Annotated in this window: 10 protein-coding genes; 3 read left to right on the top strand and 7 right to left on the bottom strand. The window is 62.0% G+C overall.

Annotation, left to right across the window (positions count from 1 at the left end; translation table 11 throughout):
* Nucleotides 1-81 precede the first annotated feature (81 nt).
* Both PMX60_RS06990 and PMX60_RS06985 read left to right on the top strand, forming a co-directional pair.
* On the top strand, nucleotides 82-3,120 hold the full coding sequence (locus PMX60_RS06990; protein ID WP_271747352.1) for an insulinase family protein: 3,039 nt from the start codon (nucleotides 82-84) through the stop codon (nucleotides 3,118-3,120).
* 365 nt (nucleotides 3,121-3,485) lie between these two features.
* The gene (locus PMX60_RS06985) at nucleotides 3,486-4,082 is read left to right on the top strand and encodes a 5-formyltetrahydrofolate cyclo-ligase (RefSeq protein WP_271747351.1); all 597 of its coding nucleotides are present in this window, start codon (nucleotides 3,486-3,488) and stop codon (nucleotides 4,080-4,082) included.
* A gap of 167 nt (nucleotides 4,083-4,249) precedes the next feature.
* On the opposite strand, the gene PMX60_RS06980 is transcribed toward PMX60_RS06985, so the two are convergent.
* Entirely contained in the window at nucleotides 4,250-5,212 is a 963-nt protein-coding gene (locus PMX60_RS06980; protein WP_271747350.1) for a hypothetical protein, read from the bottom strand.
* Nucleotides 5,213-5,709: 497 nt separating this feature from the next.
* Nucleotides 5,710-6,636, bottom strand: a complete 927-nt coding sequence (gene metA / locus PMX60_RS06975; RefSeq protein ID WP_271747349.1) for a homoserine O-acetyltransferase MetA — start codon at nucleotides 6,634-6,636, stop codon at nucleotides 5,710-5,712.
* 211 nt (nucleotides 6,637-6,847) lie between these two features.
* Between metA and PMX60_RS06970 the strand changes: the two genes are divergently transcribed.
* Entirely contained in the window at nucleotides 6,848-7,825 is a 978-nt protein-coding gene (locus tag PMX60_RS06970; RefSeq protein WP_271747348.1) for an L-lactate dehydrogenase, read from the top strand.
* Between the two features lie 378 nt (nucleotides 7,826-8,203).
* Here the strand turns inward: PMX60_RS06970 and PMX60_RS06965 are convergent, their stop codons facing one another.
* From PMX60_RS06965 to PMX60_RS06945, 5 genes are all read right to left on the bottom strand, one after another.
* Nucleotides 8,204-9,172 carry an SIS domain-containing protein gene (locus PMX60_RS06965; RefSeq protein WP_271747347.1) on the bottom strand — a complete coding sequence of 323 codons (969 nt, stop codon included), beginning with the start codon at nucleotides 9,170-9,172 and terminating at the stop codon, nucleotides 8,204-8,206.
* A gap of 144 nt (nucleotides 9,173-9,316) precedes the next feature.
* Nucleotides 9,317-10,072, bottom strand: a complete 756-nt coding sequence (locus PMX60_RS06960; RefSeq protein WP_271747346.1) for a GntR family transcriptional regulator — start codon at nucleotides 10,070-10,072, stop codon at nucleotides 9,317-9,319.
* A gap of 2 nt (nucleotides 10,073-10,074) precedes the next feature.
* A complete protein-coding gene (locus PMX60_RS06955; protein ID WP_271747345.1) occupies nucleotides 10,075-12,057 on the bottom strand; it encodes a RecQ family ATP-dependent DNA helicase in 1,983 nt (660 codons plus the stop codon).
* Nucleotides 12,058-12,381: 324 nt separating this feature from the next.
* Nucleotides 12,382-13,101 (bottom strand): GntR family transcriptional regulator, encoded by a 720-nt coding sequence (locus tag PMX60_RS06950; RefSeq protein WP_271747344.1) that lies wholly within the window; start codon nucleotides 13,099-13,101, stop codon nucleotides 12,382-12,384.
* Between the two features lie 220 nt (nucleotides 13,102-13,321).
* Nucleotides 13,322-14,329: a YitT family protein gene (locus PMX60_RS06945; protein ID WP_271747342.1), complete on the bottom strand. Its 1,008-nt coding sequence runs from the start codon at nucleotides 14,327-14,329 to the stop codon at nucleotides 13,322-13,324.
* Nucleotides 14,330-14,364: the final 35 nt, after the last annotated feature.

Here is a 14,364-nt window from a genome sequence, read left to right as displayed (position 1 = left end):
GCAGAGCCGCGGCCCCATATGGGTATACTCTCGAGGATTCGACTCGATTCGCCCCCGCTGGGGCGTCAAAGGAGACTGCATATGCCCACCACCTCAACCGACCCGCGCGCCGCTGCCGCCGCACTGCTGGTGCCTGGCACCACCTGCCACGGCTTTGCCGTCGAGCGCTGCGAGACCGTGCCCGAGCTCGATTCGGACGCCTACGTGCTGCGCCACACCGCCTCGGGCGCTCGCCTACTGTACCTGGCGTGCGACGACGAGAACAAGGCCTTTGCCATTGGCTTTAAGACGCCGCCGGCCGATTCCACCGGCGTGTTCCATATTCTTGAACACTCGGTGCTGTGCGGATCGGCCAAGTTCCCTGTCAAGGAGCCGTTTGTCGACCTGATCAAGAGCTCCATGCAGACGTTCCTCAACGCCATGACCTACCCCGACAAGACCATCTACCCCGTTGCCACCACCAACGAGCAGGATCTGTACAACCTGATGGACGTGTACCTGGACGCGGTGTTCAACCCGGCCATCTATACCAAGCCCACCATTTTTGAGCAAGAGGGCTGGCACTACGAGCTGGACCTGCCGGAGGGCGCCGAGGGCGAAGGCAGCGCCGCCAGCCTGCGCGAGGGCACGCTGCGCTATAACGGCGTGGTGTTCAACGAAATGAAGGGCGCGCTGTCCGACCCCATGAGCGTGCTGGACGATGCTGTTAACGCCGCACTCTATCCCGACACCGCCTATGCGCACGAGAGCGGCGGCGACCCGCGCGCGATTCCCGCGCTCACCTACGAGCAGTTCCTGGACACGCACGCGCGCCACTACAATCCTTCCAACTCTTACATCACGCTCTACGGCGACCTGGACGTGGACCGCGCGCTGGCCTTTTTGGACGAGCGCTATCTGTCGCAGCCGAGTGCCGCGAGCCGCCGCATGGACGCTGCCGTTGCCGCCGGCGAGGACCCGTCCGCGCTGGCGCCCAATCCGCTGGGCGTGCAAGCGCCCGTGACCTGCGAGTATAAGCGCGTCGAGATGGCCACCACGCCCGAGAACGCCCTGGTTGGCCTGGGTCTTGTGCTGGGCAGCGCGCTCGATCGCAAGCGTACGATCGCGGCGGATATCCTGTTCGAGGCGCTGCTGGGCTCCAACGAAGCGCCGGTTAAGAAGGCCATTCTGGCCGCCGGCCTGGGCGGCAACGTGGTGAGCTACACCGCGGCCGAGAGCCTGCAGCCCTACGAGCTCATCATGCTGCAAAACGCGCAGCCCGGCGTGGCGCGCGAGCTGCGTCGTGTGTTCCAAGACGCCTGCCGCGACCTGTGCGAGCACGGCGTTCCGCGCGAGCGCCTGGAAGCCATCATCAGCAGCAACGAGTACGACCTGCGCCAGCGCGACTACGGTATCGCCGACGGCGTGGCCATTGCGTGCGACGCGCTGAGCACCTGGCTCTACGATGACGACGCCGCGACGCTGGCGCTCAAGTACGGCCCGGTGTACGAGGAGCTGCGTGGCGAGCTGGACGGCAGCTACTTTGAGGACCTGCTGCGCGAGCTGGTGCTGGAAAACGACCATATGGCGCTGGTCGAGCTGGTGCCGGTGGACGCCGCCGAGGGCGCAGAGGGTGCCGAGGCCGCCGAGCTAGCAGCCAAGCGCGACGCCATGACCAATGCCGAGCTGGCCAACGTGGTCGAGCGCACGGCCGTGCTGCGTGCCGCACAGGAGGCCGAGGACACGCTCGAGGCCAAGGCCACGCTACCGCACCTGCGCGTTTCCGACATTGGCGAGGCGCGCCCCGAGCCGCCGCTGGTCGTGGACACGACTGCGCCCATCCCCTGCCTGCGCCACGGCATCCCCACCAACCGTCTGGCCTACGCCATGCAGTACTTTGACCTGAGCTGCGTCGCATTTGAGGACCTGCCCTATGTGACGCTGCTCTGCCGCCTGCTCAAACAGCTGCCCACGAGCGAGCACTCGGCCGAGGAGCTCGACAACGTGCTCGCCGGCAAGCTGGGCTTTTTGAGCTTTACGACCGAGGTCATGACCCAGCCCGACGTGGACGGCGTGCGTCCCTACCTGCTGGTGAGCGCCGGCGCCCTGTCCGAGAAGATCGATGCGCTAGCGAGCCTGCCGCGCGAGGTGTGGTCGAGCACGCTTTTGCTCGATGCCGACGCCGACCGCGTGCGCGACGTGCTCACGCAGATTCGCATTGGACTTGAGCAGGGCTTTATCAACAACGGTCACTCGGCGGCACTCGGTCGCGCGATGAGCTACAGCTCGCCTTCGGCCGTGGTTCGCGAGCAGCTTTCGGGCGTGGACTTCTACCTGTTCCTGCGCGACCTGCTCGACCACTTTGACGAGCGCGTCGACGACCTGCGCGCCAAGCTTGCCGAGCTGGCAGGCCGCATCTTTGTGGCCGATGGCTGCATGGCGAGCTTTACCGGCAGCGACGAGGACTTTAACGCATACTGGGCCGCCGCGGGCGACCTGGGGCTGGGCGCTGGCGACAGCACCGATGCCGGCCGCAACGCGCTCGTGGTGCCGACGCCGCGCGACCGCCACGAGGCCTTTGTCATCCCCAGCGACATCTGCTTTGCGGCAAGCGCGTGCGACCCACGTCGCCTGGGCATTGACGTGACGGGCGCCTGGGCGGTTGCCGCCAACGCGCTCTCCTACGACTACCTGTGGAACGAGATCCGCGTTAAGGGCGGTGCGTACGGCTGCGGATTCCGCGCGGAAGGCGAGCGACAGGCGGCGTTCTACACCTACCGCGACCCGGCAATCGACCCCTCGATTGAGCGCGTGGCGCGCGCGGGCGAATGGCTCGGCAGCTTTGAGCCCGACGAGGCCGCCTTTGAGGGCTTTATCGTGAGCTGCGTGAGCGGCATGGACGCGCCGGTGAAGCCCTATGCGCTCACCAAGCGCCGCAACACGACCTACCTGGCTGGGCTCGATCCGCACGCACGCGAGGAGCGCCGCGCCCAGATGCTCGCCGCCACGCCCGGTGAGCTGCGCTCGCTCGGCGCCGACGTGACGCGCATCGCAGCCGAGTCGCCCACCTGTGTCTTTGGCGGCCGAGACGTCATCGCCAAGAGCAACGCCGGCTTCAACGTAGTCGACCTGCTGAGCTAACCACAACAAAGGTAGATTTTTGGGACATGCCTGAAAATCTACCTTTTCTTTTGCCGCAGTCTGTCGGTTTATCTCGATCTGTAACGCCAAGACGGCAATATCGGCTCCAGATGTTACAGATCGAGACGTTTCCGGATGACGCCGGCCCTTTGTCTCAATCTGTAACATCTAGGTCCGATTTTGCCGAGTAACTGTTACAGATCGAGACAAACCGCCGCGAACACCTGCTCTTCGTCAAAACCCACGAAGGTGTCCATGAGCTGCCCCCTTTGCGATGATTTGTGTGGTGGTTTGGGTGTTTGCCCAGATAAAACCCGCCAAAATAAACCTGTCCCTTTTTGGTAGGTTTGGGAGAGGGAGCTGGGATGGATAAGGCTGAGTTGCGGCGGGCAGTGATTGCTCGGCGCGATGCTCTTGATTTGGACTTGCGGGCGGCGAAGTCTGCCGTTATCTGTGCGCGGCTTGTTGAGTTGCTGGGCAGCTCGGATCCCGCAGCCCCGCACACCGTTGCAGTCTATGCCGTAATGGGCTCCGAGGCAGACCCTGCCGCGTTTGCCGCTGCGGCCGCCGCGCGCGGCTGGCGCGTAGCCTATCCGTGCATGTTCTCGGCAATTGATGCCGCAGCTTGTGGCCAGCGCATGCGCATGCGAGCAGTTGCCGCCGACGATGCGTCCGCGGCCCCGTTTATCGCCCACCCCGCGCGGGCCTTCGCGGCCACGGACATCGACAGCGACCGCTTCCCCATCGTGCCTGCCGAAGCACTCGACATGATTGTTGTGCCGCTCGTGGCCTTCGACCAAACCGGCGCGCGCCTGGGCTACGGCGGCGGCTGCTATGACCGCTACCTGTCCATGCTCTCGCCCGCATGTCAAATCATCGGCATCGCCTTTGACGAGCAGCGTGTCGACCGCGTTCCCACCGACGCCCACGACCTGCCGCTACCCCACATCATCAGCGCCTAACCGCCGTTGCATCGCACCTGCACGATGAGCGTGGAAAATCTCCCGCTTTGAACCCCCTTGCGAGCCAAAAACGGGAGATTATCCACGCTCATTCAACAAGCGTCCGATTATCCACGCTCGTGTGTCCGGATTTCCACGCTCGTGCGACTCAACGCCCTGCAACCGCCTCAGCACGCACGCGGCACGCCGGCAACTTTGAGCTTGCGATCAAGCTTTCCCGGATCCCTCAGATCATCCCAGCACAAGCGCACAATCTTGCAGTTATCAAGCAGCGAAAGCCTCGACTCGCGCTGGCGCTCATCAAACTGCGCCTTTGCGAGCTTGCCCTCCTCCGCCGCCTTCTCGCTTTTAACGAATCCGTCAAATTCCCCGATGATCAGCCGATCTCCCACGCGCCACAAGTAGTCGACGCGATACGGCCGTCCCGGCTCAACCGGGTCGAACAGCTCAATTTGCAGCTCCGGCGTCTGCCAGCCGCGCTCGATCATCAGGGCGCGCGCCTTGGACTCGCCACCGCTTTCCGACAGGCCGTCGGCACACCGTGCAACACTTCGCGCCGTCACAACACCGCGTCGATTCAGGCCAAGCTTGTCGACCGTCTCAACGAGATGTTCCTTCGACAAAAGCTGCTCATGGAGCGCCGAGTCCGCAATGATCAAGCCCTCGACAAACGATGCATCGACCAGGCAATCCGTAATCGTTTGATCGATATCGGTCACGGCAATGTCCATCTGGGTGGCCCGTGTTTGACGAACATAACGATGGCGAACGACCTGAGAGCCCGGCGTCGTTGATTGTGCCGGTGCCACGGCGATATGGATGTGCGTCAAATTGGCATGCGAAACCGAAAGACCGTAGATAACAGCCGCCGTATAGGAGCAAAATGTCCAGTCGGGGTGCTTTTGCGCAAGGGCCCGCACTCGATGCAGATAACGCTGCCGAAACTTGAGCTCGGACCAGTATTCCGGACGCGCATACAGCCCCGGCATGACCGCCTCTAGACTTCCCGCCGCCACCCGCCGCTCAATCTGCTTTGCCTCCGCCGCCGTGCGCGCGTACACGCAACTCATCTGCTGTTCGCATGCTTTAATGTGACTTGTAAGTCTTTGATTCGCCGTCATGTTTCCCATGTCGCCTCCCAACTCATGGAACGGCGCAAACGTACCAGACGGTTTCATGCGAAGTCTAACCAAATGCTGTCCAGGCACTGACCAAATGCTTGACGGTTTTGGACGTTTTAGGCTGATGGCTTATATCTGCAGGCAGAAGCCTTACCGAGAGGTCCCTGTCTCCACATTTAGATGCCTGTGTCCATCGGATTATCAGAAAGAAAAACCCGTCGAGATACGAGACTACGCCGAATGCGACTTGGCCTCTTCACGCACCGTCTCTTAGCCGAGCCATCGGCATCTACACACCTAAAAAATGAGCGTGGATAATCTCCCACTTTGAGCCCGTTCCTCGGCCAAAAATGGGAGATTATCCACGCTCGATTTGTAAACGTCCGAAAATCCACGCTCGTCCGTCCGAAAATCCACGCTCGTCCGTCCGAAAATCCATGCTCGTCACGCCGCCGGCACAGCAACAGCCGCGGCAGCAGCCACGGCTACAGCAGTACCATCGCAGCCTAGTGCTCCTCGCCGGCGCGGGCCAGGTCGTAGGGCGTGGTCTGGTAGACGTAGTAGTTGAGCCAGTTGGTGTAGAACAGCTGAGCCTGGCTGCGCCAGACGTTGCGCGGCTCGGCGGCAGGGTCGTCGCCCGGGAAGTAATGCGCCGGCACCTGGGGGTTGAGTCCGCGCTTCACGTCGCGCTCGTACTCCAGGCGCAGCGTGTCGGTGTCGTACTCGGGATGGCCAAAGACAAAGAAGCGACGGCTGTCGGTCGACTTGACGATGTACAGACCCACCTCGTCGGACACGGCCACGACTTCAAGCTGCGGCTCGGCCTCCACGTCCTCGCGGCGCACATCGGTGTTGCGCGAATGCACGGCATAGAAACGGTCGTCAAAGCCGCGAACCAGCGGGCTTTGCGGCTTCACCAGATAATGCTCGAACACGCCGCTCGCCTTTGCCGGCAGATCGTACTTCTGGATACCGTAATGATGGTACAGGCCAGCCTGCGCGCCCCAACAAATGTGCAGCGTAGAGTGCACGTGCGTGGTGGACCAGTCCATGATCTGGCAGAGCTCGGGCCAGTAGTCGACCTCCTCGAACGGCATCTGCTCCACCGGCGCGCCCGTGATGATCAAGCCGTCGTAGTGGATGTCGCGAATGTCGTCGAACGTGCGATAGAACGTCTCCAGGTGGCCGGCACTCACGTGCGTGGCCTCGTGCGTTTTGGTGCGCAGCAGGTCCACCTCCACCTGCAGCGGCGTGTTGGAGAGTTTGCGCATGATCTGCGTCTCGGTGGCGATCTTGGTGGGCATGAGGTTGAGGACAAGCACGCGCAGCGGACGGATGTCCTGATGTAGCGCACGGTACTCGGTCATGACAAAGATGTTCTCGCTCTCGAGCTGCGCGGCGGCAGGGAGGGCGTCGGGAATGCGAATGGGCATAGATGCTCCTTATGAGTCAGTTGCAGCTATGGTACAACGAGCAGCCCCATCCGCGCGAGTGTATCGCCCCGCGATGCCGCCAGCGGCCCAAATCACTCCAAAAGTAGAAATTAAGGCATGTCCCAAAAATCTACGGCGCTTTAGCCTAGCAAAGTGGCAGCAGGACGCTACAATGGTTCGACGCGAAAAACTCGGCCGAAAGGATACATATATGTACCAGACGCGTAAGATCGGTGTGGTCGGCCAGGGCCACGTAGGAGCGCATGTCGCCAACAGCCTGCTCATGCAGGGCATTGCCGATGAGCTGTACCTGTGCGATATCAACGAGGCCAAGGTGACATCCGAGGTCCAGGACCTGCGCGACTCCCTTTCGTTTGTCCCGTACAACACCAAGATCGTCAACTGCTACGACCACTACGAGGAGCTGGCCTGCTGCGACGTCATCGTCAACGCCGCCGGCAAGGTTGCGCTGGCCGCCGGCAACCGTGACGGTGAGCTGTTCTTTACCACCGACGCCGCCCGCACCTTTGCCAAGCGCATCGTCGACGCCGGCTTCGATGGCATCTTCGTAAGCATCTCCAACCCCTGCGACGTCGTGTGCACCGAGCTGTGGCACCTGACCGGCTACGATCCCAAGAAGATCATCGGCTCGGGCTGCGGCCTGGACTCCGCCCGCCTGCGCACCGAGATCTCCAAGAAGGTCGGCGTGAGCCCCAAGTCCATCGACGCCTACATGATCGGCGAGCACGGCTTTAGCCAGCTGGCTGCCTTTAAGGCCGCGACCATCGCCGGCAAGAGCCTCAACGAGCTTCAGGCCGAGAACCCCGACAAGTACGCCTTTGACCACATGGAGGTCGAGGAGCTCGCGCGCAAGGGCGGCTATGTGACTTACCAGGGCAAGCAGTGCACCGAGTACGCCGTCGCCAACTCCGCCGCACGCGTCTGCGCCGCCGTGCTGCACAACGAGCACGCCGTACTTTCCGCCTCTACGCTTATGACCGGCCAGTATAGCGAGGAGGGCATCTTTACCTCCCTGCCGTGCGTGATCGGTGCCGAGGGCGTCGAGGAGGTCTACACGCTGGACCTGTCCGAGTACGAGCTCGAGGGCTTCCACAAGAGCTGCCAGCACATCCGCGACAACATCGACCAGCTCGACTGGTGGGACGCTGAGGCCTACGACGCAAAGTAGGCCGCTGGCTGCCGCAACCTTGCGAATCTAAGCGCGATACTAAGCGGGCCGCGCCGGAAATCCCCGGCGCGGCCCGCTTTTTTGACTCACGCAGCGCCCTTGCGAATCGAAGGTGAATACTTTTCCGCGAAGTGAACGAGCAAAAACGAGCCCCCGAAGCATCGACACTTTTCAGACGCCGTTTCCAGCGGTTTCGCCGAGTTTTTCCTGCGGTTTTGGCATCAAAAAGTGTGGATGCTTCGTGGGTCCAAAATAGGTCGTTCACTTCGCGGAAAAGTATTCACCTTCGTTTTCGCGCAGACACGAATCCAGCCGCCACAACGCAAAACGGGGCCCGCGCGCAGCGCAGACCCCGTCAAAAAAGATAATTCCCGGTACCTAGTACTGCTCGATGCCCATGTAGCGACGAACCTCGGGGCTGTGGTCGAAGACCTTGCCGCGGGCGGCGCGCAGCTCGCAGCTCATGTTGTAGAAGAAGATCGGCTCCAGGTACGAACGCACGCTGGCGGGCACGTCGCCCACGCCGTACTCGAGCGCGTCGAGCACCATGATCGTATCGGTGTGCGTGTTGAGGAATGCAAGCGCGCGCTCCTCCATGGGGCGGCACTCGCCCGCGCCAAGCTGCACAAAGTAGAACACGCCGGGCTCGGTGGCTTCGAACGGGCCGTGGAAGTACTCGCCGGAGTGGATGTAGCAGCAGTGCTGCCACTGCATCTCCATGAGCGAGCAAATTGCCATGGCGTAGGTCTGGCTAAAGTTGGGTCCGGAGCCCAGGATATAGAAGAACTTGTGCTGCTGGCAGAGCTCGGCAAAGCGATCGCCCAGCTCGGCGTTGACCTTCTCGCGGGCAGCGGGCAGCAGGGCATCCATCTGCTTGAGGCCCTCGTACATGTCGGCGAGCGCCTCGTAACCCTCCTGCTGGTCGAGCAGCTCGGCGGCGATCAGAGCGCCGATGCCCTGCGGCACCTCGGCCTGCGGCACGCCCTCGCCCCAGGGGTAGACCCAGGTAGTCCACTTGCCGTTGTCGATCTTGGAGCCCTCGCAGTCGGTGAGGGCAACGACCTCGGCACCGGCGGCCAGCGCCATCTCGCAGCCGTCGACGACCTCCTGCGTGTTGCCGCTGTGGCTGCAGGCGATGACGAGCGACTTCTCGCCAAGACTCTTGGGGGCCATCAGGCAAAACTCGCGTGCCGTGTAGACCGTCGAGGTAAACGCGGTGGCCTCGCGCTTGAGCAGCTCGTTGGCCGGCATCAGGTCGATCATCGAACCGCCACAGGCGATCCAAAAGACGTTCTCAATCTTGCCCTTGCGCTCGATGATTTCCTGAACCAGATCATGTGCGTTCATGGTGATGTTCCTCCTTGTGGGGCGGCTTTGAGCGACAGCAGCTCGTACCTGCTGTCGTTCTATGTTGTCCTATTTATAACACGTGCAACAACGCCCGTGAAGTCATCTCTGCAAATTTGTTCTATGTTGTTCTATCTGTGGACGTTAGATGTCGAAGACGTAGCGCGAGCCCACGATCTTTTGGCGTCCGAGCAGCAAGGGCCGCTCGTCCTCATCGGTAAAGTAAGCCTCCATATAGAAGAGCGGCTCGCCGACCGGCACCTCCAGCAGCGGGGCCGCTTGAGCATCGGCAAGCGCAATCTCCACGGTGCAAGGGTCGGACTTGAGCGGCGCGCGACCCGAATGCTCGGCAACGAGCGCAAAGATCGAGTTATCGGTGAGGTCCTCGTCGGCCAGCGTCTGCAGGTAGGGATGGTCGGCCAGCACAAAGGCGTTGTTCTCGAGCATAACGGGGATGCCGTCGGCCGTGCGCACGCGCTCGACCACGATGAGCTCGCAGCCGGGTTCCACACCAAAAAACGCCGCATCCTCGTGCGTCGCCGCGGCCACCGTGCGCGACACCAGACGCGCGCCCGGCACCATGTCGTTGGCAGCACAACCCTCAGTAAAGCTTTGGACGTCACCCTTCTGGCGAATCTTGCGCTTGAGCTTGGGAGCGCACACAAAGGTGCCCCTCCCCTGCTGGCGGTTGAGATACCCCGCGCGTGACAGCTCCTCGATGGCACGGCGCACGGTGATGCGCCCCACACCATAGGACTTCGCGAGCTCCATCTCGGAAGGAATGCGCGAGCCGGCTGCGTACACGCCACGTGCGATCTCGCCCTTTAGGTCGTCCATGACCTGCTGGTACAGCGGCACGGCGGACACGCCAGCGCGGCCGGTTTTATCGTCGGCTACCATCGTTACGCTCCATCCCGCGCATGCTCGGATTCAAACTCTTCAATCGCCGCCATAAACTGCTCGCCAAAGGCGTCGGCCTTTTTCTCGCCGATGCCGTTGACCTGGATAAGCTCGTCGCGCGTCTGAGGGCGCAGGCGGCACAGGCCGCGCAGGGCCTTGTCGGAGAAGACCATGTACGGCGCCATCTCCAGCTCGGCCGAGATTTCCTTGCGCAGGGCGCGTAGGCGCTCAAACAGCTCGGCGTCGTCGCCCACCCGCGGTCGCTGATCCAGCTCGGCCTCCTCGCGCAGCAAATCCACCGCACGGCGGGCGCGGGCCGAGGCCTTGCGCTTGGACGCACGACGTTTCACGGTAAAGGCGAACGCCTCGTCCTCGACCTCACCGGCGCGCGGGCCCAGACCCACGACCGGATACTGCCCCTGCGAGGTAGCCAAATAACCGCGGCCGCACAGCTGACCGATGATGTCCTTGATGCGCCCGACCGATTCGCTCGACAGCTCACCATAGCCACGGTCCTGATCCAGGTTCATCTGGCGAATGCGCTCGGTATTGCCGCCGTGAAGTACATCGGCGATCAGCGACTTGCCAAAGCGCATGGGGCGCGTGGCCACATAGCGCACGGCAGCGCGGGCCATATCGGTGACGTCCTCGACCTCAAACTGCGTGAGGCAGTTGCTGCAGTTGCCGCAGCCCTCGACGTCGTCCGTGGCGGCGGCGCCCGCACCAGCCGCAGCCGCGTGCTCGGCCGCGGCCTCGTCGCCAAAGTAGCGCAGCATGTATTCGCGCAGACAGCCGGTGGTATTGCAGTAGCCCTCCATCTGGCTGAGCAGGCGGTAGCGATTCTGGAGCGCCCACGCGCGTTGCTCGTCGTCGAGCGCCTCGTCGGCAGCATCGCCGCGATCGATCAAAAAGCGGCGCATGCGAAAATCGTTGCCGTTCCACAGCAAGTGGCAGCTGGCCGGATCGCCGTCGCGGCCGGCGCGGCCCGCCTCCTGATAGTAGGCCTCGATGCTCTCGGGCACGTTGTTATGGATCACGTAGCGCACGTTGGGCTTGTCGATGCCCATGCCAAAGGCGTTGGTGGCGACCATCACCTGAATGTCGTCGTCGATAAAGGCGCGCTGGCTCTGGCGGCGGGCGTCGTTGCCCATACCGGCATGGTAGCGGCCAACGCGAATGCCGCTGGGGCCCAGCGCCTCGGCAAGCTCACCCGCCAGCGCATCGACGGTCTTGCGAGTCGAGCAATACACGATGCCGCTCTCGCTCGAATGCGCGATCACATAGTCGCGCACCCACGCGGCCTTGGCCTTGTCGCCCATCTCCTCGCAGCCAAAGTAGAGGTTCTTGCGATCGAAGCCCGTCACCACCGTCGCGGGGTTTTGCAGGCCGAGCATCTGCTGAATGTCCGCGCGCACACGCTCGGTCGCTGTAGCGGTAAAGGCCGCCACGATGGGGCGCTGCGGCAGGGAATCGATAAACTCGCGAATCTGCAGGTAAGCGGGGCGGAAATCCTGGCCCCATTGGCTCACACAGTGTGCCTCGTCAATGGCCACGAGCGGCACGCCAATGCCGGAGGAACCCGCGGCCTCCTGCGCAAAGGCTAAAAAGCGCGGCTCGAGCAGGCGCTCGGGCGCCACGTACATAAGCTGGTAGCGGCCCTCGCGCGCCCGCTTGAGCACGGTGTTTTGCTGGGCCGGAGTAAGACTGGAGTTGAGATAGCTGGGTCGCGCACCCGCCGCGAGCAACGCACGGGTCTGGTCCTCCATAAGCGACAGCAGCGGACTCACCACAAAGGTGATGCCGGGCAGCATGAGCGCGGGCACCTGGTAGCAAATGGACTTGCCGGCGCCCGTGGGCATAACACCCAGCGCATCGCGACCGGCAAGGATCGCATCGACCATGCGGTCCTGTCCCGGGCGAAACGAGGTGTAGCCAAAATAGGCGCCGAGTGTGTCGAGCGCCATCCGCTGCATGTTATCGGTCATGGTTTCCTAACGTCCAAGTCATCTGCCGCCGATTATACGCCGCCACGCGGACCGATGCCGTGCAGTCGCCAGCCACAGTCAGCGCGATTCGAAGGGGACGAGCGTGGATTTTTGGACGCTCGTTTTTTGGTGAAGGGTAGCTAATTCAAGGCAACGCCGATGTTTTGGCAATGCCAGCGAGCGCCCGTCATTTGAGCCAAGGTGCCATGAAATGAAAAGGCGCTGACCTTCTGGTCGCGCCTTTGAAATTGAACGGCAGATTGGCCAAATGCCGGGCACGCAGCGTCGACCGGTCCGCCGTTCGTCAGAACGGCGGAACCAACCCTACATCACCATGACGTAGCGCGATCCCACGTAGTACTGCTTACCCATCAGGACCGGCTCGCCATTGGGACCGGTAAAGCTGGCACGCAGGTTGAGCAGCGGATCGTGCGGAGCAATGCCCAACTCGGCCGCCTGCTCGGTATTGGCACGAACGGCCTCGACCGTGCGGTAGCCAACCGAGACAATCGGCGTTCCGCCGACACGCTCGACCTCGGCAAAAATCGACTTGTCCTCAAGATCGGCCGTCAACAGCTCACGGTAGGCGTCAAACGGCACAAAGATGTTCTCCTCAAAGATGGGCTCGCCGTCGGCCGTACGCACGCGCTTAATATGCAGCAGCAGCGCGTCCTTCTGCAGGCCAAAGAACTCCATCTCGTTTTGACGTGCCGGCACAATCTGGCGATCGACCACATGCGCGCCCGCCTTCATGCCATTATCGGCACACAGCGCGGTAAACGTCTGCAGCGTCGAAGCGTGGAACTGGCGGTTGATGTGCGGCGTGGAGACAAAGGTGCCACGGCCCTGCTGCTTAACCAGGTAGCCATCGGAGCACAGCTCCTCGACGGCGCGGCGCACCGTAATGCGGCTCACGTCGTACTGCTCGGCTAGCTCAAGCTCAGACGGAATACGCTCCTTGGGTGCATAAACACCTTTCTCGATCGCATCCTTGATCTCGTCGTAAATCTGCTGGTAAAGCGGTGCATTTTTGGGCGCAGGCATATCTAATCACTCTTATCGAAATATTGAAATAACTAATACGTATATAACGTCTAGTTTCATGTTACCTCATATTGATAAAACGATACACCCTCCCTACCAAAAAGCGACAGCTTCATTTTGGCAGGTTTTATCTGGGCAAACGATAGCCTCCCGAAAGCAGCGAGGCTTTCGGGAGGCTCAAGCGGACAGGGTTGCGCCGGGCCGGCAAAATGCCAAAACCCTACTTGCCGTCGTCCTGCTGCAGGCTGTCCTGCTCGCTGAGGCGCGCCTGCCTGCTGGCCATGCGTGCGGGCTTGTCGGGATCGGGAACGGCCGCGGGCATGGGCTCGTCGACATGACCTCCCCACCAGCCGCCCACAAAGTTGAGCGTGTGGAACACGTTGATCACGGCGCCGGGATCAATGTCGCACACCAGCTTGATAATGTCCTGGCTCTCGTAGGTCGATACAACGGCGTGCAGCAGGTACATCTTCTCGCGGCTGTATCCGCCAATGACCTCGGCGCAGCTAATGCCGTGCTGAAAATGGTCAACATAGGCGGTCATGACCTCGTCCGCCTTGCGCGTCGTGATCTGCAGCGTCACGCGGTCGTAGCGACGATAGAAGCTGTCGATTGTCTTGGTCGAAATAAACTGGAACACGATGGAGTACGCCGCCTTGTCCCAGCCAAACATAAAGCCAAAGATCGCCAGGATAAAGCAGTTGAAACCAAAGATGACGCCCCAGATGGTCTTGCCCGTGTGGTTGGAGACCCATAACGCGATAAAGTCGGTGCCGCCGGTAGATGCACCGGATTTAAGCGCGATGGCAGCGCCCAAACCCGAGACCACGCCGCCAAAAATGATGAGCATGATCTTGTCGCCCAAAAACGGCGCGAAGTGAAAGACGTTGAGGAACAGCGACGAGAGCACGACCTGCATCATCGAGAAGATGACGAAGCGCTTGCTAATGCCGCTCCAGCATAGGAGCGCCACAGGGATGTTGAGCGCGAGCATACCGAGCGAGATGTCGATGTGAACGCCGCCCAGCGAGGTAACGCGATCGAGCAGGACCGCGACGCCGGTAAGACCGCTCGGAAGCAGGTCGGCGGGCCGAATGAACGCCTGGATCAGGAATGTCTGGAGAACGGCGGAAATGGTGACTGCCACAGCGGTGATGGCGCGGCGGACGATGGTGAGACGGCCGAGCACGAGCACGCGATCCGTGAGTTGATCGATGGCGTTCGCCACGCAGGCTCCTTTCGAAGGCAGATGTAGTTGTGGGG

Origin of the sequence: Collinsella aerofaciens (assembly GCF_028206995.1) — a bacterium.
GTDB lineage: Bacteria > Actinomycetota > Coriobacteriia > Coriobacteriales > Coriobacteriaceae > Collinsella > Collinsella aerofaciens_AQ.
Note: the sequence above shows the minus strand (reverse complement) of the source record. Positions and strands in the feature narration are given on the sequence as shown.

Excerpts from the sequence above, each read along its gene's own strand:
- PMX60_RS06990 (WP_271747352.1), top strand. The coding sequence starts at position 82 with ATGCCCACCACCTCAACCGACCCGCGCGCCGCTGCCGCCGCACTGCTG.
- PMX60_RS06985 (WP_271747351.1), top strand. The coding sequence starts at position 3,486 with ATGGATAAGGCTGAGTTGCGGCGGGCAGTGATTGCTCGGCGCGATGCT.
- PMX60_RS06980 (WP_271747350.1), bottom strand. The coding sequence starts at position 5,212 with ATGGGAAACATGACGGCGAATCAAAGACTTACAAGTCACATTAAAGCA.
- metA (WP_271747349.1), bottom strand. The coding sequence starts at position 6,636 with ATGCCCATTCGCATTCCCGACGCCCTCCCTGCCGCCGCGCAGCTCGAG.
- PMX60_RS06970 (WP_271747348.1), top strand. The coding sequence starts at position 6,848 with ATGTACCAGACGCGTAAGATCGGTGTGGTCGGCCAGGGCCACGTAGGA.
- PMX60_RS06965 (WP_271747347.1), bottom strand. The coding sequence starts at position 9,172 with ATGAACGCACATGATCTGGTTCAGGAAATCATCGAGCGCAAGGGCAAG.
- PMX60_RS06960 (WP_271747346.1), bottom strand. The coding sequence starts at position 10,072 with ATGGTAGCCGACGATAAAACCGGCCGCGCTGGCGTGTCCGCCGTGCCG.
- PMX60_RS06955 (WP_271747345.1), bottom strand. The coding sequence starts at position 12,057 with ATGACCGATAACATGCAGCGGATGGCGCTCGACACACTCGGCGCCTAT.
- PMX60_RS06950 (WP_271747344.1), bottom strand. The coding sequence starts at position 13,101 with ATGCCTGCGCCCAAAAATGCACCGCTTTACCAGCAGATTTACGACGAG.